General features: G+C 67.3%; 20 protein-coding genes. 10 read left to right on the top strand and 10 right to left on the bottom strand.

Annotated elements, in window-relative coordinates:
• Nucleotide 1: 1 nt before the first annotated feature.
• From ASF87_RS04760 to ASF87_RS04750, 3 genes are all read left to right on the top strand, one after another.
• On the top strand, nucleotides 2-6,310 hold the full coding sequence (locus ASF87_RS04760) for an RHS repeat domain-containing protein (RefSeq protein ID WP_157550001.1): 6,309 nt from the start codon (nucleotides 2-4) through the stop codon (nucleotides 6,308-6,310).
• 14 nt (nucleotides 6,311-6,324) lie between these two features.
• Complete coding sequence (locus tag ASF87_RS04755) at nucleotides 6,325-6,972, top strand: hypothetical protein (RefSeq protein ID WP_056374577.1); 648 nt, start codon at nucleotides 6,325-6,327, stop codon at nucleotides 6,970-6,972.
• A 183-nt stretch (nucleotides 6,973-7,155) separates the two neighbouring features.
• A complete protein-coding gene (locus ASF87_RS04750) occupies nucleotides 7,156-7,542 on the top strand; it encodes a hypothetical protein (RefSeq protein ID WP_157550000.1) in 387 nt (128 codons plus the stop codon).
• Nucleotides 7,543-8,087: 545 nt separating this feature from the next.
• On the opposite strand, the gene ASF87_RS04745 is transcribed toward ASF87_RS04750, so the two are convergent.
• On the bottom strand, nucleotides 8,088-8,903 hold the full coding sequence (locus tag ASF87_RS04745; RefSeq protein ID WP_056374573.1) for a Cof-type HAD-IIB family hydrolase: 816 nt from the start codon (nucleotides 8,901-8,903) through the stop codon (nucleotides 8,088-8,090).
• A gap of 38 nt (nucleotides 8,904-8,941) precedes the next feature.
• Nucleotides 8,942-9,790 (bottom strand): exodeoxyribonuclease III, encoded by an 849-nt coding sequence (locus ASF87_RS04740; RefSeq protein WP_056374571.1) that lies wholly within the window; start codon nucleotides 9,788-9,790, stop codon nucleotides 8,942-8,944.
• A gap of 37 nt (nucleotides 9,791-9,827) precedes the next feature.
• On the opposite strand from ASF87_RS04740, the gene pyrE reads away from it, so the two are divergent.
• Together pyrE and ASF87_RS04730 are read left to right on the top strand one after the other, a co-directional pair.
• The gene (pyrE, locus tag ASF87_RS04735; RefSeq protein ID WP_056374569.1) at nucleotides 9,828-10,388 is read left to right on the top strand and encodes an orotate phosphoribosyltransferase; all 561 of its coding nucleotides are present in this window, start codon (nucleotides 9,828-9,830) and stop codon (nucleotides 10,386-10,388) included.
• A complete protein-coding gene (locus tag ASF87_RS04730) occupies nucleotides 10,385-11,287 on the top strand; it encodes an ROK family protein (RefSeq protein ID WP_056374567.1) in 903 nt (300 codons plus the stop codon). The genes pyrE and ASF87_RS04730 overlap by 4 nt, the downstream gene beginning before the upstream one ends.
• A gap of 21 nt (nucleotides 11,288-11,308) precedes the next feature.
• Here ASF87_RS04730 and ASF87_RS04725 read toward each other — a convergent pair whose 3' ends face one another.
• Nucleotides 11,309-11,626 (bottom strand): hypothetical protein, encoded by a 318-nt coding sequence (locus ASF87_RS04725; RefSeq protein WP_235558864.1) that lies wholly within the window; start codon nucleotides 11,624-11,626, stop codon nucleotides 11,309-11,311.
• 201 nt (nucleotides 11,627-11,827) lie between these two features.
• Here ASF87_RS04725 and ASF87_RS04720 point away from each other — a divergent pair, with 201 nt between their 5' ends.
• On the top strand, nucleotides 11,828-12,985 hold the full coding sequence (locus ASF87_RS04720; RefSeq protein ID WP_056374565.1) for an anhydro-N-acetylmuramic acid kinase: 1,158 nt from the start codon (nucleotides 11,828-11,830) through the stop codon (nucleotides 12,983-12,985).
• A 27-nt stretch (nucleotides 12,986-13,012) separates the two neighbouring features.
• Here ASF87_RS04720 and ASF87_RS17805 read toward each other — a convergent pair whose 3' ends face one another.
• From ASF87_RS17805 to ASF87_RS04700, 5 genes are read right to left on the bottom strand one after another with little or no spacing between them, the layout of a single operon-like run.
• Nucleotides 13,013-13,180 carry a hypothetical protein gene (locus tag ASF87_RS17805; protein ID WP_164481677.1) on the bottom strand — a complete coding sequence of 56 codons (168 nt, stop codon included), beginning with the start codon at nucleotides 13,178-13,180 and terminating at the stop codon, nucleotides 13,013-13,015.
• The gene (locus tag ASF87_RS04715) at nucleotides 13,177-13,746 is read right to left on the bottom strand and encodes a YdeI/OmpD-associated family protein (protein WP_056374563.1); all 570 of its coding nucleotides are present in this window, start codon (nucleotides 13,744-13,746) and stop codon (nucleotides 13,177-13,179) included. The genes ASF87_RS17805 and ASF87_RS04715 overlap by 4 nt, the downstream gene beginning before the upstream one ends.
• 1 nt (nucleotide 13,747) lies before the next feature.
• On the bottom strand, nucleotides 13,748-14,557 hold the full coding sequence (locus tag ASF87_RS04710; RefSeq protein WP_056374561.1) for an HAD-IIA family hydrolase: 810 nt from the start codon (nucleotides 14,555-14,557) through the stop codon (nucleotides 13,748-13,750).
• 55 nt (nucleotides 14,558-14,612) lie between these two features.
• Nucleotides 14,613-15,245: a metal-dependent transcriptional regulator gene (locus ASF87_RS04705; RefSeq protein ID WP_056374559.1), complete on the bottom strand. Its 633-nt coding sequence runs from the start codon at nucleotides 15,243-15,245 to the stop codon at nucleotides 14,613-14,615.
• A gap of 14 nt (nucleotides 15,246-15,259) precedes the next feature.
• Complete coding sequence (locus ASF87_RS04700) at nucleotides 15,260-15,562, bottom strand: hypothetical protein (RefSeq protein ID WP_056374557.1); 303 nt, start codon at nucleotides 15,560-15,562, stop codon at nucleotides 15,260-15,262.
• A 158-nt stretch (nucleotides 15,563-15,720) separates the two neighbouring features.
• Here ASF87_RS04700 and ASF87_RS04695 point away from each other — a divergent pair, with 158 nt between their 5' ends.
• Nucleotides 15,721-18,282: a rhamnogalacturonan lyase gene (locus ASF87_RS04695; protein WP_056374555.1), complete on the top strand. Its 2,562-nt coding sequence runs from the start codon at nucleotides 15,721-15,723 to the stop codon at nucleotides 18,280-18,282.
• A 122-nt stretch (nucleotides 18,283-18,404) separates the two neighbouring features.
• Here ASF87_RS04695 and ASF87_RS04690 read toward each other — a convergent pair whose 3' ends face one another.
• Nucleotides 18,405-19,694 carry an Nramp family divalent metal transporter gene (locus ASF87_RS04690; protein WP_056374553.1) on the bottom strand — a complete coding sequence of 430 codons (1,290 nt, stop codon included), beginning with the start codon at nucleotides 19,692-19,694 and terminating at the stop codon, nucleotides 18,405-18,407.
• A 70-nt stretch (nucleotides 19,695-19,764) separates the two neighbouring features.
• Here ASF87_RS04690 and ASF87_RS04685 point away from each other — a divergent pair, with 70 nt between their 5' ends.
• Both ASF87_RS04685 and ASF87_RS04680 read left to right on the top strand, forming a co-directional pair.
• A complete protein-coding gene (locus tag ASF87_RS04685) occupies nucleotides 19,765-20,424 on the top strand; it encodes a TrmH family RNA methyltransferase (protein ID WP_200933693.1) in 660 nt (219 codons plus the stop codon).
• 70 nt (nucleotides 20,425-20,494) lie between these two features.
• Nucleotides 20,495-20,962, top strand: a complete 468-nt coding sequence (locus tag ASF87_RS04680) for a VOC family protein (protein WP_153302259.1) — start codon at nucleotides 20,495-20,497, stop codon at nucleotides 20,960-20,962.
• A gap of 2 nt (nucleotides 20,963-20,964) precedes the next feature.
• Here ASF87_RS04680 and ASF87_RS04675 read toward each other — a convergent pair whose 3' ends face one another.
• On the bottom strand, nucleotides 20,965-22,284 hold the full coding sequence (locus ASF87_RS04675) for an MATE family efflux transporter (protein ID WP_056374550.1): 1,320 nt from the start codon (nucleotides 22,282-22,284) through the stop codon (nucleotides 20,965-20,967).
• 114 nt (nucleotides 22,285-22,398) lie between these two features.
• On the opposite strand from ASF87_RS04675, the gene ASF87_RS04670 reads away from it, so the two are divergent.
• Nucleotides 22,399-22,956: a J-domain-containing protein gene (locus ASF87_RS04670; protein ID WP_056374548.1), complete on the top strand. Its 558-nt coding sequence runs from the start codon at nucleotides 22,399-22,401 to the stop codon at nucleotides 22,954-22,956.
• Nucleotides 22,957-22,999 lie beyond the last annotated feature (43 nt).

Here is a 22,999-nt window from a genome sequence, read left to right as displayed (position 1 = left end):
GATGACTTACTCTTTGGGGCGACGTGTTCTGGGCGTCGCCGTGGCCGCTGTGCTGGTCTGCGGTGTACTGGTCGCCGCGCCCGGCGCTGCAATAGCCGATGCGACCCCGACTGTGCCTACCCCGGTGTTCGGAGATCCCGTTCCCGGCGCTGTCCTCGGCGACGTCGAGACAGGCGAGGATGCTGCCTCGTCGACGACCGCCGCCACGCCCAGCGCGCAGGAGCTGCCGCAGTTGAAGGTCACAGAGGTCTCCCTCGCGCCGTCGGATTCCGTGGGCGTGACCACGGAAGGGGAAGAGGACAGCACCGCGGCGACCGTGATCGGTGAATGGACTCCGCTCGCTGATACGGGCATCGCACTTGCGCCGGCGGGCGTGCGACCTGATAAGAAACCCGACGAAAAGAAGTCGGACGAAGAGAAGTCGGACGAGGAGAAGCCGGACGAGCAAAAGCCGGACGCGGAGAAGCCGGATGCGGAGAACCCGGACGAGGAGAAGCCGGACGAGGAGAAGCCGGACGAGGAGAAGCCGGACGAGGAGAAGCCGGACGAGGAAAAGCCGGACGCGGCTGAGGATGAGGTCGAGCCCCCTACCGCGCTCGCCGTCGAGGTCCTCGATGAGAAGGCGACAACCGAGAAAGGCCTGGACGGTCTCGTCCTGTCACTGACGCGCGCCGATGCCCCCGAGACGGGTAACTCTGTCGCGGTCCGTCTTCCGAACGAGCTCCTCTCTGCAGCGTACGGGGCGGACTTCGACAGCAGGCTCGAATGGGTGCAGGTGCCGGCCGACACGAAGGCCTCGGATCTTCGCAAGGAGTCCGTGAGCGTCGCGACCGCGTCGACCGACGAAGGCCTCGTGCTCACGCCTGCGGTCTCGGCAGAGCCCATGCTGCTCGCGGCGCTCGCGGGAGCCAGCTCGAGCAGTGGAACCGGGTCCTACGCCGCCACGCCGTTGAAGTCGTCGTCGACGTGGGATGTCGCCGAACAGACGGGCGCGTTCACATGGAACTACGAGATGGGGGCGCCGACCGCCGGAGCGGGACCGGTGCCGTCGGTCGGGCTCTCGTACAACTCTCAGTCCGTCGACGGGCTGACGGCGTCCACGAACAATCAGCCGTCCGCAGTCGGCGAAGGATGGGAGCTCACCGGAGCGGGGTTCATCGAGCGCAGCTACATCCCCTGCGCGAAAGACGACGGAGCGAGCGGCGCTGTCGCCACGTCCGGCGACCTCTGCTGGCGCACCGACAACGCGACGGTCTCGATGGCAGGTCGGTCGGGAGCGCTGATCAAGGATGCTGCGTCAGGCGTGTGGCGTCTGCAGAACGACGACGGCACCCGGTTCGAGCGTCTCGTCGGCACCGCCCAGGGCTGTGCCCCCAACGGAACCGTGAACAACGAGTGCTGGCGCATGACGACGACAGACGGAACCCGGTACTTCTTCGGACTGAACCAGTTGCCGGGATGGTCGAGCGGGAAGCCGACCACCAATTCGACCTGGACTGTTCCGGTCTTCGGCAACGATGCGGGCGAACCGTGCCACGCCTCCACTTTCGCCACGTCCTCGTGCAACCAGGCGTGGCGATGGAACCTCGACTACGTGGTCGACGTGCACGGCAACGCCCAGACGATGTACTACACGGCGGAGACGAACAAGTACGCCAAGGGTGGTTCCGGCGCCACGGCATACCACCGCGGTGGTGCCCTCACCCGCATCGAGTACGGATTCCGCTCGACTGAGATCTTCGCGGCGAATGCCGCAGGCTACCGCGTGCTCTTCACGTACGACGCGAAGGGGCGGTGCAACGACGCGTCCGGTGCCACGTGCACCACGGGCACCCTAGACGGCGCGGTCGCGCCGGCCAACCCGGCGAAGTACCCCGACGTACCCTGGGATCAGCTCTGCACGGGTACATCGTGTTCGGCATCCCAGATCGTGCCGACCTTCTTCACGAACGCGAGCCTGGCGAAGGTCACGTCGCAGGCGAAGGTCTCGGGTGCCTATTCGACAGTCGACTCGTGGGTCCTGTCGCACTCCTTCCCCGACCCAGGTGACAACACCTCTGCCGCTCTCTGGCTCACGAAGGTGCAGCGCACCGGAACGGCCGCGGGTCAGGCAGCGATCGCGGAGCCCCCCACCCTCTTCAGTGGCGCCACCATGCAGAACCGTGTGTGGGTCGTCGATGGTCTCGCTCCTCTCGACAAGTGGCGACTCACCTCGATCAAGACGAGTCTCGGCGCCGCCATCAGCGTCAACTACCGTCCGCAGCAGTGCACGGCAGCGCAGGCGCCAGCCATCCTCGCTGACCTCGCGAACAACACCCGATGGTGCTTCCCCGAATGGTGGGTGCCGCAGTCGACGATCCCGCTCGGTGGTCGACAGGACCTGTTCCACAAGTACCCGGTGTCGTCGATCCTCGTGAACGGGGCGACAGGCGGTCCACTCAGTCAGGTGCAGCAGACGCAGTACTTCTACGGCACCCCGAAGTGGCGTTACAACGATTCGCCGCTCACGGTCGCGAACGCGCGAACGTGGAACGTCTTCGCCGGTGTCGACGCCGTCGAGGTCCGCGAAGGCAACCCCGCCACGCCTGCCGCGCAGAAGGTGTCGAAATACACCTATTACCAGGGCATGAACGGCGACCGCGCTACGGCGACCGGCGGCACGAAGGCCGTGAACGTCACCGGCACCAGCATCCCCGACGACCGATGGTTCGCCGGGCAGACATATCGTCAGCAGACGTTCAACGGCGTCGGTGGCGCGCTGGTCACCGACCAGATCAGCACGCCGTGGGCATCGGGCATCAGTGCCAACGACGGCACCCGGCAGGCGCGCAAGACGGGTGTTCAGAAGACGATCGTGACTGAGCCGCTCTCCACCGGCGGCAACCGCACGCTCGAGACCCGCACGACCTTCGACTCGACCTATGGCTATCCGCTCACTGTGTCCACGATCCCGTCCGACGCGACGGGCAAGTGTGTGACGACCACCTATGCGGCACCGAACACCTCGGCCTGGATCATCGGCCTGCCCAGCCAGGAGCGCGCGGTCAACACGACCTGCGCGGATCTCGCGGCGGCGCAGTTCCCCCGCGATCTCGTCAGCGATGTCAAGACGACGTATGACGGTCTGGCGTGGGGTGCGGCGCCGAGCAAGGGCCTTGCGACGTCGTCGCAGGTGGTCGACAAGTACGAGAACGGTCAGCCGCACTGGGTGAACGCCGGCTCCAGCACGTACGACGCCCTCGGGCGAGCGCTCACGAAGACGGATGCGCTGGGGCGGAAGACCTCTACGGCATACACGCCAGCCGCAGCTCAGCCGCTGCTGTCGACGACCGAGACCAACACCGCGCCCTTCTCCTGGCAGACCGTCACGTCGTTCGAGCCGACCACCGGCGCCACGTCGAAGGTGGTGGATCCGAACGGCTCGACCACGACGATCGCCATCGACGGTCTGGGGCGCACGACGAACGTCTGGCTGCCGTTGCGTCCGCAGGCGACGAACCCGAGTTCGCCCTCGATGGCGTTCTCATACACCCTGTCGCAGACCGCGCCGAACGCGATCAAGACCAGCACGGTGACGGGTGGAGGGGTCGTCGACAAGTTCGAGCTGTTCGATGGGCTCGGGCGTGCCACGCAGACACAGACCCTTGCGGTCGGCGGCGGCACGGTCGTGAAGACGACGAACTACGACCACCAGGGGCGCGTCTACTTCGTCGACAACGACTATTGGACGGCATCCATCTCACCCGGAACGGCGTTCTTCACCCCGGTGACCGAGGACAACGTGCCGTCGCAGGTGGTCACGGCCTACGACGCTGTCGGGCGGCCCCTGACCTCAACGCTCAACACGACGGGTTCCCTGCGCTCAAAAACGGTCAACGCATACGCCGGCGCAGACCGGGTCGACACCACTCCGCCGATCGGCGGCACGGCGACAAGCACCTTCACCAACACTCTGGGTCATAAGACGAAGCTGGTGCAGTACCTCACCGGTGCCATCAGCGGGACGGGGCAGTCGACGACGTTCGCGTATGACGGCGGCAACCGGATGACCAAGATGACCGACCCTGCGGGCAACGCCTGGACGTGGACGTTCGATCTTCTCGGCAACCGCGTGGGCCAGGACGATGCGGACTCGGGCGTCTCGACGGCGACTTACGACCTCGTCGGCAACATGACGTCGACGACCGATGCACGTGGCAAGACGGTGACCACCACGTACGACGAGCTCAATCGCAAGAAGGCGACCTACGCCGGCACGGCTTCGGGGTCGATGCTGTCGTCGTGGACATATGACTCGGTGAAGAAGGGTCTGGTCACGACGTCCACGTCGTACACCGGGTCGGCACCCGGAACTCCCGGCCTCGCATACGCGACGACGGTGGGCGCTTACGATGCGGCAGGCAACCCGCTCGACACGACGCTGTCGATCCCCGCCGGTGCCCCGGCGTTCGCGGGGACGAGTTACAAGACCACGCTGTACTACAACCCGGATTCGTCATTGCAAGCCAAGCAGATGCCCGCGATGGGCGGGCTCCCGTCGGAGCTCATCCGATACAGCTACGACACCTGGGGCAAGCTGAGCGGCGTGCGAGGCACCTCGATCATCCTCGCGAACACGGTGTATTCACCGATCGGTCAGCTCTCGCAGTTGAATCGCATGAACGGCTCGACATCCACGGCGTATTCCACTTACGCCTATGACCAGGCCACCGGTGCTGTGATGGCGATCGACGACCTCGCTGTCTTCGGGGGCACCGGGCATAGCGTCGCCAGTCGCGCATATACGCGGGATGCTGTGGGCAACGTGACGTCAGCCACGATGAACTCGGTGCTGCCGACGAATGGCACGCAGAAGACCTGTTATACCTACGACGGTCTGCGGCAGTTGACGCGAGCCTGGACGCCGAATGCGGCCACAGCCTGCACGGCGGCTCCTTCGGCGGGTGCGATGGGCGGGCTTGAGCCGTACTGGCACGACTACACCTATGACACGAAGACGGGCAACCGCACGAGCCTGGTGAAGCGGTCGACGATGGGCGCGGTATCGACGGCGGCGTACACGTATCCTGCCGCGGGCGGGGACCGCCCGCACTCGGTGAACACGGTGACGGGTCCTGCGGGCACGGGGCCGGGCTCCTACACATACGACGCGGCGGGCAATATGACGGGTCGTCCGGGGCAGACGATCACGTTCAACGACGTCGGCAAGGTGTCGAAGGTCGTCACCGGGTCGGTGACGCAGGACAACGTGTACAACGTCGATGGCAGTCTTCTTCTGCGCAAGAGCTCGAAGGAGGGTGCGTCGTTGTTCGTCGGTGACACGGTGCTGTCTCAGGCGCCGGGTTCTTCGGTGGTGTCGGGTGTGCGGACGTATTCTGGTGCGGAGGGTAAGCCGATTGCGGAGAAGTCGGCGAAGACCGGGACCACGGGGACGACGTTGACGTGGTTGTTCTCGAACTTGGAGGGGACGGTGGACGTGCAGACTGTCGCGAGTGCCGTGGGGACGACGACTCGGATGTTGCGTGATCCGTATGGTGCTCCGATCGGTGGGTCGAGCGGTGTGTGGTCGAGTGGCACCGGGTATATGAACAAGCCGGTCACCGCGTCGACGGGGCTGACGACCGTTGGTGCTCGCACGTACGACCCGGTGTTGGGGAAGTTCCTGTCTGTGGATCCGGTGATCGACACGAACCTGCCGCAGCAGAACACGGGCTATACGTACTCGGGCAACAACCCGACCACGTATATGGACCCGACCGGACTCCGACTGTCCATCGGGTGCGAGCCGAATTGCCCCAAAGGTTCGGCCACGATTGCGCAGAAGCTGACTCCGCGGAGTCCTGTCTCGAACAGACCATCGTCGAGCGTCCAACCCAGTTCACGCGAAATGGTAAACGGAATGCAACGGTCAGGGAGGTGGATGCCCTCCCCCTCTACGACTCCACAAGCCCCTACGGCCTACCCGGCGGGCGTATGGACCGGCAGTGAGCAACGCATCGCCCGCGATTGGGGAAGGAGCGTTCAGGATGTCAAGTCGGCGATCCACGAACTCAAAGATGAGTTGAAATATCCGGGTGCAAGAAAGAACCCGGATGTGGAAGTGAACATTGAGACCGGAGAAGTTCGCATCAAGGGTGGTGACGGTGAACCCGTGGGAAATCTTGACGACTACTTTGAGGAGTCGCACTGGGCGCCTCCGCAACAAGGGCCGACGATAGATATCGGCGCCGCAACCGCGGGTGTGATGATTGGATTGTTGGCGGTAGTGGGCTTCATAGCCTCGGCTCCAGCGGCAGCAGTTACGGGATAGCGCGAGAGGCCAACATGAAAACGCAGCAGTCTACGATTCAGTTCTCAATCCGCGACGTAGCCATCGATTCTCCTTTGAGTTTTGAGGTTGCAGGGCCGCTGGCCTTGCGTTTCGTTACCACTCGCAAGGGGACGAGGCTGGTCGCCGAATATGCCGCTACACCAGGCAGTCATACGCTCAGTGTGGCGGAGCTGTTGGGTCTGCATCCGTTGGACGGGAGCCCAGCAATTCGCGAAATGGCCGAGATCGCCGCGTCATCCAAGGGGATGCAGATCGTCGCGTGGCTCGTTCACGAAGGTGACTCTCTGGTAGTTTCCCACGATTGGCTCGTGGAGTGGCGTCACCTGGTGCACGAGATCTGGGTGGAGGTATCCGACTCCAAGCAAGATAGTGGTGGGACGGATGTGATCAATATGGTGCTCCGCAATGGCCATAACGTTGTGGCGTCACAGGAGATACTCGGGAACGACGCAGATCGAAGGCAGGCTGAGCTTGTGGATTGGTTCGCTAACTATGGCGAGCGAGGGACACGAATCGACGCTACGAACCTGGACGTTGAATTGATTGCGGAATGGGGAATTGCTGGGATTGTCCTTGGCCGAGACGTCCTCGATTGTCTTGTGGGAATCGGGGTCGATGTTCGCGTGACCGCGAGAAAATAAGAGCATCTGGTTCGAGTTCGACGCGGGTCTGCAAGAAGGGAGGTACTCGTCTTGCTGACTCCGTTTCGGTGCAAAGCCCTCGGCGTAGTTGCAACGACAATGGTGGCGTCCGTAGTGCTCGTCGGGTGCATTCCTATCCTTCCGTCTCGGCCGCTTGCGGTCCAACCGATCAGCGTCACGGCCGTGGGCGATCGCATTTCCTGGGTGCAATGTCTCGACGAGAGCATGCGAGTGACGTATGTGTCTGCGCGTATACGGGAGGAGAGCGGGCAAGAACGGGAATGGCCGGTGCTCACTGCGGAGGGCGACGACGAGGACACGGTGGAGTTCGCGCCGCAGATGCCGGTGGACCTGCAGACCACCTTCGCAGGTCTTCCTGTCGTGGAAGCCAACGACATCCCCCTCTCATCCTTGGCGGGAACGATCACCGTTTTCCTGGTGTTGACGGGGCCGAATGTTCGAGCGGAGATGGCCTTCAACAACATCGACGTGAAGAGCCTAGAGGACGGGAAGTTCGTCTATCACTCGGGCGAGATCAGCGACAGCCCCTGCGACATGCCCCGCGACTGACGTGGGTGACTGTCCCCCCTTGACTTGGCGGCGTCTGGCACCGGGACCGGTCAGCGATGACGTCACACGCGCACCTTGGACTTTCGAGAATTACGCGATCTATGCGGTCTCGCAATGAAAGAGGTCAGAACTGCTCCCGGTGGACGAGAACTCCAATTTGAGCTCAAAGCCTCGTGGAGCTTCCGCGCTGACGTCAGCGGACACGGGGCCGATCCCCAGCGCTACATCGTGCCGTCAGAAGTACTCGCGGCGGAGGGGCGGAGTCGAATGTTGAGAGAACTGCGGCGTCTATCTCTCGGCGTGCCGGCCGTCGCCGGAGCCACGCGCTTTCTTTTCTCTTGCGCTGTTTCTCAGGCGGTAGCGCCCGACCGGCCGATCTCTCTGACGATCCGGAAGGCCAACCAGTGATCACATGGTGCGGTCGTAAGGCGGGTGTCTTCCGTGTTCGTGTACATTGCGGCACGTCGTCCGGACTGGAGATTCGTCGATCACTCGGGTGAGGTCAGCGACAGCCCCTGCGACGAGCCCCGCGACTGAGGGGCCGGTCAGCCGATCCCGAGCACCCGCTCGATCACCCTCGCCACCCCGTCGTCGTCGTTCGATGCGGCGGTCTCGTCGGCGGCATCCTGCACGACGTCCGCCGCGCCGGCCATCGCGACGCCGTGGCCCGCCCAGCGCAGCATCTCGACGTCGTTGAGGGCATCGCCGAAGGCGATGACGTCGCGGCGTTCGATCTCCAGGTGCTCGCAGAGGCGTGCCAGTCCGGTGGCCTTGGTGACGCCCTCGGCCATGACCTCGAGGAACGGGGCGCCTGACAGCGTCGCCTCGAAGCCGGTGAGCCCGAGCGCGCACAGTGCGTCGAACAGCGCTGTCGGGGCGAGCTCGGGATGCCGGATCACCAACTTGAGGCTCGGTGCGGCGAGCACGTGGTCGAGGGCGACGCCGCCCATCGTGCGAGGATCGCGTTTGTGGTCGGCGAGGTCGGCGATCTCGGCGTAGCCGTGCTGGGCCACGAACGTCTCGCCGCCCTCCCGCACGCTCGCGAACAGCAGCCCGGGGATGCTGGCGCGCAGCGCCTCGGCCAGGGTGCGGATGGTCTCTGCCGGAAGCTCTTCGGCGAACAGCATCCGCCCGTCGACGAGGTGGGTCGCGTAGGCGCCGTTGCTGCACAGCGCCCATCCGTCGAATCCTGCATCACTCGCGAGAGTGCGCAAGCCGATCGGCTGACGGGCCGTCACCGGAACGACGTGGATGCCGCGTGCCCGCGCCGCGTCGAGCGCCGCGCGCGTGCGGACGCTCACCTCGGATGCCGACGTCAGCAGAGTGCCGTCGAGGTCCGTGGCGATCAGGCGCAGGGTCATCCGTTACGTCTCGCTTCGCTCGCTCAACGACGGGGAAGTCAGGAGAAGATCATCGGCAGGTCGTCGTCGTCTTCGTCGGCACCGCCGAGGTCGAACTCGACGACCACGGGAACGTGATCGCTGGGCTGCTCGCCCTTGCGCTCTTCCCGGTGGATCGATGCGCCGGTGACCGCCTCCGCAAGCGTCTTCGAGCCGAGGATGAAGTCGATGCGGATGCCCTCGTTGCGGGGGAACTTCAGGCGCTGGTAGTCCCAGTACGTGTAGCCCTCAGGAAGCAGCGGGCGCACGACGTCGGTGACTCCCGCGTCGCCGAACGCGAAGAAGGCCTGGCGCTCCTGCGGCGAGACGTGCGTCGAGACACCCTCGACGATGTCGGGGTCGCCGTTGTCGGCGTCGAACGGGATGATGTTGAAGTCGCCCACCAGGGCGAGGGGCAGATCGGGGTTCGCCGCGAGCTCGGCAGCGGTCGACTTCTTCAGCTCTTCGAGCCAGTGCAGCTTGTAGGCGTAGTGCGGGTCGTCGAGCGAGCGGCCGTTCGGCACGTACAGGCTCCACACGCGCACGCCGTCGACGAGCACACCGAGGGCGCGAGCCTCGAGCGGAGCATCCGGCCCCTCATGCCCCTTGGCGAAGCCCGGCATGCCGTCGAACGCCGTGCGCACATCGGTGATCGGCAGCCGGCTCGCGATGGCGACGCCGTTCCACTGATTGAGGCCGTGCACCTCGACGTGGTAGCCGGCTTCTTCGAACGGCCCGTAGGGGAACTGCTCGGGTTTGCACTTGATCTCCTGCATCGCCAGCACGTCGATGTCTTCTCTGACGGCGAACTCGACGGTGCGGGTGACGCGGGTGCGGATGGAGTTGACGTTCCAGGTGGCCAAGCGCATGCGTCAAGCCTAGGGCCCACCTCCTACACTGGATGCCGTGACCGCACTCGACGCTGACCGCCAGACCCTCCTCGACCTGATCAAGGACGAGGCCGTGTTCCACGGAGACTTCACGCTCTCGAGCGGCAAGAAGGCGACGTACTACGTCGACATGCGCAAGCTCACCCTCGACCACCGCGCCGCTCCCGCGATCGGCCGCATCATGCTCGACCTGATCGGCGACCTCGACATCGTGGCGGTCGGTGGCCTGACACTCGGCGCCGACCCGATCGCGAACTCGGTGCTGCACGCCTCCGTCGCCGCCGACAAGCCGCTCGACGCCTTCGTGGTGCGCAAGGAGCCGAAGGATCACGGCCGCGGCCGCCAGATCGAGGGCGCAGACGTCAAGGGAAAGCGCGTCGTGGTGCTCGAAGACACCTCGACCACGGGTCAGTCCGCGCTCAAGGCCGTCGAGGCGCTGCGCAAGGAGGGCGCCGAGATCGTCGCCGTCGCCGTGATCGTCGACCGCAAGACCGGCGCTCAGGCCGCGATCGAAGCCGAGGGTCTCGAATGGCGTGCGGCCTTCGACCTCGACGACCTCGGACTCGACCCCCAGTGACCCGCTACGCGCTCGCCGTCGACGTCGGCGGCACCAAGATGGAGGCCGCGCTCGTCGACGAGCACGGCGCGCTCGTGCGGGGAAGCCGCAGCCGCCGGGCGACGGGCCGGGATGCCACTCCGGCGTCGCTCGATGACGCGATCGCGACACTGATCTCCCATGCGCTGTCCCGTCTTCCCGAAGATGCAGAGCTCGTCGGCGCCGGCATCGGCAGTGCCGGGCCGATCGACCGCAACGTCGGTCAGATCCTTCCCGTGAACATGCCTGCAGCCCGAGGGTACGGTCTCGCGGATGCGGTGCGCACGACCGCATCGGGGCTCCTCGGCCGTGCGCTGCCCACGGTTTTCGGTCACGACGGTGGTGCGCTCGCGCTCGCCGAGTCCTGGCTCGGTGCGACGAAGGATGCCCGTTCTTCGCTGTCGATCGTCGTCTCGACGGGCGTGGGCGGCGGATTCGTCGTGAACGGCGCGTACATCCCCGGCGCTACCGGCAACGCCGGACACCTGGGGCAGGTGCGCCGTGAAGGCGGACTCACGCTCGAGGAGATCGCCTCGGGGCCCGCAAGTGCCGCGTGGGCACAGCAGCAGGGCTGGACCGGAGCCACCGGTGAAGACCTGGCGCGGGATGCCGCGGCGGGCGACGCCATCGCCCGCGCTGCCATCGAGCGATCGGCGAAGGCGGTCGGCGAGGCACTGGCGGATGCCGCGACCCTGGTCGACCTCGACACCGTCGCGATCGGCGGCGGTTTCTCTCGGGTCTCCGCCGACTACATCGACCTCGTGCAGCAGGCCCTCACCGCGAGCGCGGCGCACGACTACTCGCGTCGCACCCGAGTCGTGCGCTCGGGACTCGGTGACGAGGGGCCGCTCATCGGCGCCGCGGCGCTCGTCCTGCGCTGACGTCCGACCCCTGACAGCAGGTCAGTGCGTCGCGACGATCAGATGACGCTGCGGCCCTTCGAGTCTGGCCATCGCGATCTTGAGCTCGGTCGTGTCGGCGGCGACCGTGTCGATGCGTGCGCCGAGCGAGCTTTCGACTCCGTCGATGCGTGCGGTGAGCTTCCGTTCCACTCCGTCGATCCGCGCCCCGAGTGACTTCTCGACGTTCGTGAGATCGGTGCGGAGGGCATCGGATCTGCGAATGCACCAGGCGAAGCCCGCGAACATGGTGCCGCCCAGAGTCAGCAAGAGGCCGACTGCGCTGAGGACGATCGTGATGATCTCTGCGGACACGAACATGCTCCCATTCTGGGGGTGGACGGTGGGGTCTCGCAGAATGCTACGCAGGCGACGACCGGGGGCCGCCAGCGGTGCGGGTCGTCCGTCGGGCAGTGGGGAGAACGCGGCCCAGACAGTGATCGTGCAGAACGGCATCAGCTTTCCGTTCGCCTCCCTAACAAATCGGCCTTACGCTCGGAGGAGGCGACGGAAGGAACACGCATGCGCGTACTCGGACTGCTCTCGGGCACCTCACATGACGGCATCGACGTCACGGTCGTGGATTTCGAGGAGAGCGATGGCGCGCTGCACGGCACCGTGCTGCACGAGGACAGCATCCCGTACGCGCCAGAGCTCCGGGCTCGACTCGTCGCCGCGCTGCCCCCGGCGCCCACGACCCTCGCTGAGGTCTGCGAACTCGACACTCTGATCGGGCAGGCCTTCGCCGAGGTCGCCGCGGCGGCATCCGACGCGGTCGGGGGAGTGGATGCCGTGTGCACGCACGGCCAGACCGTCTTCCACTGGGTCGCCGACGGCCACGCGCTCGGCACGCTGCAGATCGGCCAGCCCGCATGGATCGCCGAGCGGGTCGGCGCGCCGGTCGTGTCGGATGTGCGCATCCGCGACATCACCGCCGGCGGACACGGTGCTCCGCTGGTGTCGTTCCTCGACGAGCTGCTGCTGCGTGGCCGAGCGGGCGTCTCGGCGGCCGTCAATCTCGGCGGCATCGCGAACATGACCGTGGTGGGCGCCGACGGGCTCTCGGCGTATGACATCGGTCCGGCGAACGCGCTGGTCGACGCCGTCGTCGTCGCGGAGGGACTGAACGAGCGCGGCTACGACGCGGACGCCGCGATCGCCCGCACCGGCGCCGTCGACGAGGCGCTGCTGGCCACGCTCCTCGACGACCCCTACTACGCACTCCCTGCCCCGAAGAGCACGGGCAAGGAGCACTTCCACCTCGACTATGTGCGCGGCCACGTCGACCGGGCGCAGCACGACATCGCAGCGGAAGACCTCGTGCGCACCCTCACGGAACTCACCGTGCGCACCGTGGTTCAGGACGTGCGGGCTGCCGGCATCGGATTCCTGGCCGTCTCGGGAGGCGGATGCCACAACCCCCTGATCATGCAGGGTCTGCGCGATGCTCTCCCCGGCGTCGAGGTCGTGCTCGCCGATGAGCTCGGTGCCCCGGTCGACAGCAAGGAGGCGATCCTGTTCGCACTGATCGGTTGGTGCACCATGCACGGAGTCGCCGCGGTGACGCCCGGCGGCACGGGAGCTCGCGAGCCGCGCATCCTCGGCACGATCACGCCGGGTGCGGGGCCGCTGCGCATGCCCGAGCCCGTCGAGCGCGTGCGCAGCCTGACTCTGCGCTGATCCACGTCGGGTGCGAAGCGCCGCCGGTCAGCGCTTGCGGTCGTCGTCGTCCCAGGGGCCTTCCCACCAGCCGGCGCGGCGGTCGACGTCGCCTCCGCCGCGGCGACGGGAACGGACGAACTGCACGATGAACACGGTGAGCGAGCTGAGCAGGATCACGAAGATCACCAGGAACAGCAGGTCGGACTGGTTCATGGGCGCTTCCCTTCGGCGGCATCCGCCACGATCTTCGCGATCCGGGCGGATCGCGTCTCTGCACGCTTGGCCATCGCGATGTGCGTCAGGCCGAACTTCTTGACCGACTTCGGAAAGGCATCCCAGTTGGCTCGTGCAGCGGGCACGGCATCCAGCGCCTCGGTCAGCTCCGGCGGCTCGATGCCCGCCTCCGGTCCGTCGAGCAGAGTCCACGACCCGTCGGCCTTGGCGGTCTCGAGCACGCGGATGCCGGCGGGCGCGAGCAGCCCGGCGGCCTCGAGGTCGATCAGCCGCGCCTTGTTGGTCGCCGCCCACCCGCTGCCGCGTCGGCGGGGCGAGAACCACTGACCCACGGTCTCGTCGTCGAACGTGCGCACGGGGCCGTCGATCCATCCGAAGCACAGAGCCTGACGCACGGCGTCGTCGTATCCCACCCTGCCCGCGTTCTGACCGCGCACGCTCAACAGCCAGACGCCCGAGGTGCGCTCGTGATGCTCTTCGAGCCAGGCGCGCCAGGCGGCCGCATCCGCTGCGACGACCCGTTCTCCTTCGTCGAGCGCGCCCATCTCAGTCCTCGTCGAGCGTCGGAATCGACTCGGTGACCGTCGGCAGCAGATCGGCGACCGAGTCGACGATCTCGTCGGGGCGGAACGGGTACTTCTCGACCTCGGCCTCGTCGCTGATGCCCGTCATGACGAGCACGGTGTGCAGTCCTGCCTCGATGCCGGCGATGATGTCGGTGTCCATGCGGTCGCCGATCATGCCGGTCTTCTTCGAGTGCGCGCCGATCTTGTTGAGGGCCGAGCGGAACATCATCGGGTTCGGCTTGCCGACGACGTACGGCTCCTTGCCCGTGGCCTTGGTGATCAGGGCCGCGATCGCGCCCGTCGCCGGCATCACGCCGTCGGCTGACGGCCCGGTGGCATCCGGGTTCGTGACGATGAAGCGCGCGCCCTTGATGATGAGCCGGATCGCCTTGGTGATCGCCTCGAACGAGTAGTTGCGGGTCTCGCCGACGACCACGAAGTCGGGGTTCGTCTCGGTCATGATGAAGCCGGCCTCGTGCAGGGCTGTGAGGATGCCCGCCTCGCCGATCACGAAGGCCGAGCCGCCGGGCAGCTGCTGCGCGAGGAAGTCGGCCGTCGCCAGTGCCGAGGTCCAGATCCGCTCCTCGGGCACGACGAGACCGCTGGCGCGAAGGCGGGCCGACAGGTCACGCGCCGTGAAGATCGAGTTGTTCGTCAGCACGAGGTAGGGGATCTCGTTCTGCTCCCACCCTGCGAGCAGCTCGGACGCTCCGGGGATGGCATCGTTCTCATGAACGAGCACGCCGTCCATGTCGGTCAGCCAGCATTCGATGTTGTCGCGGTGTGCCATGTGCACAGCCTATGCGGCGGCGGTTACGGGCAGGTGTCAGGTTCTGACGAGGTTCTCAGGCGCTGAGCCAGACGACCTGTGCGGCGCCGTCGGGGAGCTCGGTCGCGGTGCCCTCGAGCTCGATGCCCGTGGGGGTCGTCGTGATGTTCGCGGCGACGGTGACGCCCGCCCCCTCGAGAGCACGCAGCAGTTCCGGGTCTCGGTCATCGACGCGCAGCACGCGTCCGACGTGCCCCGACGGCGCATCGGCGAGAAGCACGAAGGGCTCGCGTTCGACGACACCTGCGGCGTCGGGGATCGCGTCGCCGTGCGGGTCGAACCGCGGGCGTCCGAGGCGTGCGTCGATGCCCTCGAGCAGACGGTCGCTGATCGTGTGCTCGAGCACCTCGGCTTCGTCGTGCACCTCGTCCCATCCGTAGCCGAACTCCTGCACCAGCCAGGTCTCGATCAGGCGGTGTCGACGCACCATGGCCAGAGCTCGCTGTGTGCCGGCCTCCGTCAGCCGCACCGCGCCGTAGGGAACGTGCGAGACGAGCCCGGCGGCGGCGAGCTTCTTGACCATCTCGGTCACCGACGACGGGGCGATGCCCAGCTTCGCCGCGAGCACCGAGGGGGTGATCGGCGCGTCCTGCCATTCGGTGTGCGCGTAGACGGTCTTCAGATAGTCGTCTGCTGCCGGAGATGCCACGGGTCCAGCCTAGATCAGGGGTTCGCGACGTCGACGAGGATGCCGAAGGCGACCTGCCCCGCGAAGAACACGATGAGGAACCCGAGCAGCGCGGCGAACAGCGAGAGGCGACCGTCGAAGCCCTCGATCTCGGCGATGCCGATCTTGCGCGCGCGGAAGGCCAGCACGAGGGTCGCGATGCCCAGGGCGAGCTGCACCCAGGGACCGCCGAAGGGCAGCACGGTGGGGAAGGCGACGAGCAGCCCGCCGATCACGCCGGTCGCAATGCCGATCCAGGTGAGGATGCGGACGTTGCGGCGCGCGGTTTCGGCAGACATCCCTCGAGCCTAACCGTCGGAGCACTCCGCCGCGCACGCTGTGAATCGTGTCAATCGGCCCGGATTCCTTGACGGGGGACGAGCTCTGCGGGTAGCTTCGACCGGGCACGGGAAAACGCTATCCGAGCGGGCGCCATGCCCAGAGAAGGATTTCGACGATGAATATCCGACACCAATCGTTCCGCGCCGTCGTGGCGGTGGCCGCAGTCGGCTGCCTCCTCGTGGGAGGCGCGCAGAGTGCGACGGCGGCGTCGCCCACAGCGCCGACGGCCGGTCGCCATGACTCCGGTCCGAAGACGCCACAGCTCGAGACGCTCGACCGCGGTCTTGTCGCCGTCTCGACCGCCGACGGGGTCTTCCTCAGCTGGAGACTGCTCGCCACCGAGGCGAGCGGTGCGACCGCCACGGGGCTCGCGGGTCCCGACTTCGCCGTCTACCGCGACGGAGCGAAGATCGCCACGATCACCGACAGCACGAACTACGCGGATGCCGACGGCGCGGCCGCATCGCAGTACTCCGTGGTGCCGGTGGTGAACGGCGTCGAGCTGACAGCATCCGCCTCGGCATCCGTCTCTGCGTGGGCGGAGGGGCACTACGACCTTCCGCTGCAGAAGCCCGCAGACGGCGTGACGCCGAAGGGCGAGGCATACACCTACTCGGCCAACGACGTGTCGGTCGGCGATGTCGACGGCGACGGGCGGTACGAGTACGTCGTGAAGTGGGACCCCTCGAACTCGAAGGACGTCTCGCAGCGCGGCTACACGGGCCCCGTCTACCTCGACACCTACGAGCTCGACGGCACGCTGCTCAATCGCCTCGATCTCGGCGTGAACATCCGCGCCGGTGCGCACTACACGCAGTTCCTCGTCTACGACTTCGACGGCGACGGACGCTCCGAGACGATGCTGAAGACGGCCCCTGGCACGAAGTCCGTGCAGTACACCGCCGACGGCAGCGTCGCGAGCGAGTCGTACATCACGCTGCCGAAGGACGACCGCAAGGCGGGCTACTCGAACGACGACGACTACCGACTCAGCGCCGCGGACTACGAGCAGCACCTCGTCGAGATGTTCCTCGGCTGGAGTGAGCGGGAGGAGGTCGTGTCGGGTCAGTGGCCGGCCACTCTCGAAGAGGCGTGGGGCATGCCCGTCGCGCACGAGTATCCGCTCTCTCCCGAGTCGGCGCAGGAGCTCGCCAGGACCTTCATCGACGTGTACGCGCCCGGTCGCAGCGCTCGCAACCTGCTGCGAGAGTTCGAGGGCTTCATCGTCGACGGACCCGAGTACCTCACCGTCTTCGACAGCGCGACAGGCAAGGAGCTGCAGACCATCCCGTATCCGACCGAGCGCGGCGACGACGGCCTGCTGTGGGGCGACTACGCGATGTCGCGCATCGAGCCGGGCAACCGCGTCGACCGCTTCCTCGCGGGAGTCGGTTACCTCGACGGTCAGCATCCGTCCGCCGTCTTCGCCCGCGGCTACTACACACGTACGACCGTCGCGGCCTTCGACTGGGACGGCAAGCGGCTGAAGGCCCGCTGGGATGTCGACAGCGGCCACGTGCCCCTGACGAACCCGTTCAACGACTCGCCGCACGGCCGCGACGGCAGCGACCCCGAGTTCGGCACCATCACGACGCAGGGCGATCACTCGCTGAGCTTCGCCGACGTGGATGGCGACGGCAGGCAGGAGCTCGTCTACGGTTCCGCGACGATCGACGACGACGGCAGCCTGCTGTACAGCTCGTTCGACGTGCTCCCCGAGGGCAGTGCGGATCCAGGAGCATCGGTGCGCCTGGGACACGGCGACGCGATGCACGTGACCGACATCGATCCGAGCCGCCCGGGTGTGGAGATCTGGACGGCACATGAGGGTGCGACCAGCGCGCCGTACGGGTCGGTGATGCGCGACGCCGCCACGGGAGAGTCTCTCTTCGGCGCCTACTCGGGCCGAGACACGGGTCGGGCGATGATCGGCGACGTGCGGCCGGACGTGCCCGGCATCGAGGTGTGGTCGAGCATGCCCGGCGGCACGGAGGGCAGCGGTCTGCTCAGTGCGACGGGCGAGGTGCTGCAGGCGCAGACGCCGGGCACGAACATGTCGATCCGCTGGGCGGGCGACCTGACGACGCAGCTCGTCAACGGCAGCGGCGACCAGACGCCGACCATCGACGACTGGACGCGAGGCACTGTGCTCACCGCGAAGGGCACGCTCACCAACAACGGCACGAAGGGCAACCCCTCGCTCGTCGCCGATGTGCTGGGCGACTGGCGCGAGGAGCTGCTGGTGCGCACGGCCGACTCGAGCGCGCTGCGGTTCTTCACCACGACCGAGCCCACGGCGCACAAGCTCACGACCCTCATGCACGATGTGCAGTACCGGGCTGAGACCGCGCGTCAGCAGACGACCTACAACCAGCCGGCGTACACCTCGTTCTATATCGCGAGTGACCTCGACTGGGCGGACGTGCCGGTGCTGACCGCCCCGACGGAGCCGAAGGCGCCGAAGTTCACCGACAAGCCGGGCACCTCTCGCGACGAGGTCAAGGTGCCGACGAACGTGAAGGGCGTCAGCTACTACGTGAACGGCGAGAAGGTCGAATCGCCGGGCGGCAAGGTGCGGGTCACCGGTGAGGTGACCGTCGTGGCGGTGCCGGACGCCGGCTACCGCATCGCCGACGGCGCGACCTCGCGATGGACGGAGAACCTCCGCTCTCGGTGACAGACCGCCGCCCCGAGTCGACTCTTCCCGTGCCGGCTCGGGGCGGTTCTGTGCGCCCTGCGTCTTGCGTCCTGACCCCTGCGTCTTGCGTCCCGGTGCCGGTCTGCTCGAGGGGCTGCGGTTCAGGCGCCGGTGAGCACCAGCCAGAGCAGGGCGCCGTTGAGGGCGATGAGCAGGACGGACGCGATGATGCCGGCCGCCGTCGTCCACAGGCGGTTCGCCCAGACGCCGAGCGTGCGGCGCTGAGCCGTGAGCGCGATGAGCGGGATCAGGGCGAAGGGGATGCCGAACGAGAGCACGACCTGGCTGAGCACGAGGGCGAGCGTCGGATCGACGCCGATGCCGAGGATCACGAGCGCGGGGATCAGAGTCACCAGCCGACGCGCGAGCAGCGGGATGCGCACGTGCAGCAGTCCGTGCATGATCTCGGCTCCCGCGTAGGCGCCCACCGATGTCGAGGCGAGGCCTGAGGCCAGCAGCCCGACCGCGAAGAACGTCGCGACGACAGGACCGAGCCCGGCGGCCAGCGCGGCGTGCGCGCCTTCGAGCGAGTCGGTGCCCTCGACACCGGCGAGGTTCGCGGCCGCGAGCAGCAGGATGCCGAGATTCACCGTACCCGCGATGACCATCGCGATCGAGACGTCCCACCGGGTCGCGGTGAGCAGGCGACGGATGCGCGAGGTCTCCGTGCGCACGGCCTCCGTCGGCGCATCGGTCGTCGTCGAGCCGAAGCGGTCTCGGGTGAGCGACGAGTGGGCGTAGATCGCGTGCGGCATGATCGTGGCGCCGAGGATGGATGCGGCGAGCAGCACCGATCCGGTGTCCTCGAAGCGGGGCACGAGGCCGCCGACGATGCTCGAGGCGTCGGGCGGGGCGACGAAGAGGCCCGCGATGAAACCCACGGTGATGATCACCATGAGCGCGATGATCACGAACTCGAAGGGTCGGGGCCCTCGGCGGCTCTGCACCGCCAGCAGGATCATCGACACCGCCCCGGTGATGATCCCGCCGAGCAGCAGGGGGATGTCGAACAGCAGATACAGAGCGACGGCGCCGCCGATGACCTCGGCCAGATCGGTCGCCATCGCGACGAGCTCGGCCTGCAGCCAGTACGCGCGTCGTGCCCACGGGTTCTTCAGTCGCGTTCCCAGCACTTCGGGCAGGCTCTGACCGGTGACGACTCCGAGTTTGGCCGAGAGGTACTGGATCAGCCAGGCCATGATGTTGCCGGCGACCACGACCCACACGAGCAGGTACCCGTACTGCGCGCCCGCGGTCATATTGCTCGCGACATTGCCCGGATCGAGATACGCGACGCCGGCCACCAGTGCGGGGCCGAGAAGCCAGAGGCTACGGGGCGCTGTGGCGCGAGCGGTCGGCGCAGCCGTCTCGAGTGCGGAATTTTTAGGCATGCCGAAATCGTAGCGGATTTTTCGGTGTACCTAAATATGTTGTGCGGGGCTCGGCGGATAGCCTGGCGGAATGGAAGAGCAGGCGGCCGCGGATGCAGCAGAGACAGGCGGATCGTCGGCGCAGCCCGGCTACGGAGTGGGGCCGTGGCCCGGAGGCGAGGCGGAATGGCCCGCGGGAGAGCAGTACGACCCTGAGCTGCTGGCGGTCGGCGACACGCGCAATGTGATCGATCGCTACCGCTACTGGCGGATGGATGCGATCGTCGCCGACCTCGACACCAGACGGCATCCGTTCCACGTCGCGATCGAGAACTGGCAGCACGACATGAACATCGGCTCGATCGTGCGCAGCGCCAACGCGTTCCTCGCCGATACCGTGCACATCATCGGGCGGCGGCGCTGGAACAGACGGGGCGCCATGGTCACCGACCGCTACCAGCACGTCGTGCACCACGAGGACGTGGAGGCGTTCACCGCCTGGGCCGCGGCAGAGGGGCTGCCGGTCATCGCGGTCGACAACGTCGACGGCGCAGTGCCGGTCGACCGCGCCGACCTGCCGCAGCGCTGCGTGCTGCTGTTCGGTCAGGAGGGGCCAGGGCTGTCGGATGCCGCGCTCGCCGCGGCGTCGGCCCATATCGAGATCACGCAGTACGGCTCGACGCGATCGATCAACGCCAGCGCGGCAGCCGCCGTGATCATGTACGAGTGGTGCCGGAGGCACGCGGGCTGACAGGTGGGCGGACCCTCTCGACACGGCGGCTGCGCGGGCGTAGCGTGAGTGCCGATCTGAGGAGGTCGACATGGCAGAGATCAGTCGCATCCGCCCGTTCCTCTGGTTCGACGGTCAGGCGCAGGAGGCGATGGAGTACTACGTCTCGGTGTTCCCGAACTCGTCGATCGACCAGGTGGTGCTCTACCCCGACGAATCGCTCGATCGACACTTCGAAGGGATGACCGGCAAGGTCCTCAACGGCGACTTCACGCTGAACGGCTCGCCGTTCGGATGCCTCGACGGCGGACCTGAGTTCGCGTTCAACGAGTCGATCTCGTTCGTGATCGGATGCGAGGACCAGGCCGAGATCGACCACTACTGGCAGGCGCTCTCGGCCGTGCCGGAGTCGGAGGCGTGCGGCTGGTGCAAGGACAGGTTCGGCGTCAGCTGGCAGGTCGTGCCCGCGGGCCTCGATCTGCTGCAGCAGAGGCCGGAGCAGATCCAGGCGCTCATGCACATGAAGAAGATCGTGATCGCCGAACTCGAGAACGCCTGATCTCAGACCCCGGCAGTGACCCAGCGGCCTGAGCGCACGCGCCAGCCGAGGGTGGCCAGCCGAGCGAGCAGGTACACCCCGAAGAACGCGACCGAGAGCCAGACGAGACCTGCGGTGTCGTCGACGCCGGTCGCGGCGATGACCCACAGTGCCGGGAGGAACGGCAGGAGGTTCAGGCCGCCCGCGATCGCGAGATAGCGCGCGTCGTTCGCTCCCATCAGCACCCCGTCGAGGACGAAGACGACACCCGCGATCGGCTGCGCGACCGCGAGGATGAGGAGCGCAGGCTGCACGAGCGCGGCGATCGACGGATCACCCGTGAACACGATGCCGAGCACACCCGAGAGCGCCGCGATGAGCGCGCCGACCACGACGCCGAACCACACTCCCCAGGCGACCGTGCGTCTGAGCACCCGGTGCACCTGGCGTTCGTCGCCCGCACCGAGCTCCTTGCCGATCAGTGCCTGGGCCGCGATCGCGAGGGCATCCAGTGCGAACGCGGCCGCCGAGAAGATGGTGAACACGATCTGCCACCCGGCGAGTTCCTCCGTGCCGATGCCCGTGGCGACCGCGACGGTCGCCAACAGCGCAGCCCGCAGGCTCACCGTGCGCAGGAACAGCCAGCCGCCCGAACGCGCAGTGCTGCCCATGCCCGCTCGCTGCGCCATCAGCGACGCATCGTGCTTCGCGGCGAGGCGCCGGATCACCAGCACGTAGGCGCCGACCATGCCCCACTGGGCGACGACCGTGCCGGCCGCCGACCCGGCGATGCCCCAGCCCAGCCCGTAGATGAACAGCACGTTGAGCAGCGCGTTCGCGCCGAAGCCGATGCCGGCGATCCACAGGGGCGTCATGGTGTCCTGCATCCCGCGGAGCAGTCCGGTGGCGGCGAACACGATGAGCATCGCCGGGAGCCCCCACATCGAGACGACCAGATAGGCGTTGGCATCGGCGGCCACGGCCTCGCTCGCGCCGAACAGCGACACGAGCCACGGCGAGGCGACCGCCCCGGCCGCGGCGAGCACGGCCCCGATCGCCAGCGCCAGCCACATGCCGTTGATGCCGACCGAGACGGCCTCGCCCGGCCTGCCGGCGCCGAACAGCCTGGCGACCGCCGGGGTCGTCGAGTAGGCGAGGAAGACCATGAGTCCGACGATCGTCTGCAGCACCGCACCCGCGATGCCGAGCCCGGCGAGCGGCGTCGTGCCGAGGTGCCCGACCAGGGCGGCGTCGACGATGAGGAACGCGGGCTCCGCCATCAGGGCGCCGAGCGCGGGGACAGCGAGGCGCAGGATCTCACGATTGAGAGTGCGCTCGGTCATCCTCCGAGCCTATGGGCTGGCGTCGACCTCAGAGCATCCAGCGCGCCCGCACTCGGCCCGCCGGATCCCGTGCAGTCGTACCCTGGAGGAATCCCGGATGCGACGGAGGCGCCCATGACGGATCCACGAGAGGCCGCGGCGAGGTACCGCGCGCGACAGCAGAGTGAGAACGACGGCGAGGACGCCGAATCCGGCACGGCACCGGGCATCGCCGCAGCCACCGACCGGGCCGCCTTCATCGAGACGGCGATCCAGGTCGCGATCCGCAGGGGCGACTTCGACGATCTCCCCGGAGCAGGCAAGCCGCTCGAGGGTCTCGGCACGCACCACGACCCGGACTGGTGGATCCGGCGCAAGATCGAGCAGGAGAACCTGACGGGCCTCGGCCCGCCCGCCATCCTGCTGCGGACCGAGAACCGAGAGCTCGACGACCAGCTCGACCTGCTCGGTCGCGAGGTCGACATGCGGGAGGTGCTCGAGGACTTCAACCGTCGCGTCATCGAGGCGCGACGTCAGCTGCAGGGCGGACCGCCCGTCGTGACGGAGCCTCGCGACATCGACGCCGAGGTGGCCGCGTGGGCCGAGCGTCGAGCGGCGCGCCTGGCCGCCCGGCCGACGCCGGAGCCGATCCAGCCGCGCACGCGTCGCTTCGGCATCCGTCGCCGGGGCTGAGGTCGGCGAGGACCGCCAGCCCGTTCCCGCCCGAATGTCGGAG

This window comes from Microbacterium sp. Leaf161 (assembly GCF_001423645.1).
In the GTDB taxonomy this organism is placed as follows: domain Bacteria; phylum Actinomycetota; class Actinomycetes; order Actinomycetales; family Microbacteriaceae; genus Microbacterium; species Microbacterium forte.
The sequence above is the reverse complement of the archived record's forward strand: the minus strand, read 5'-3'. Positions and strand labels throughout refer to the sequence as shown.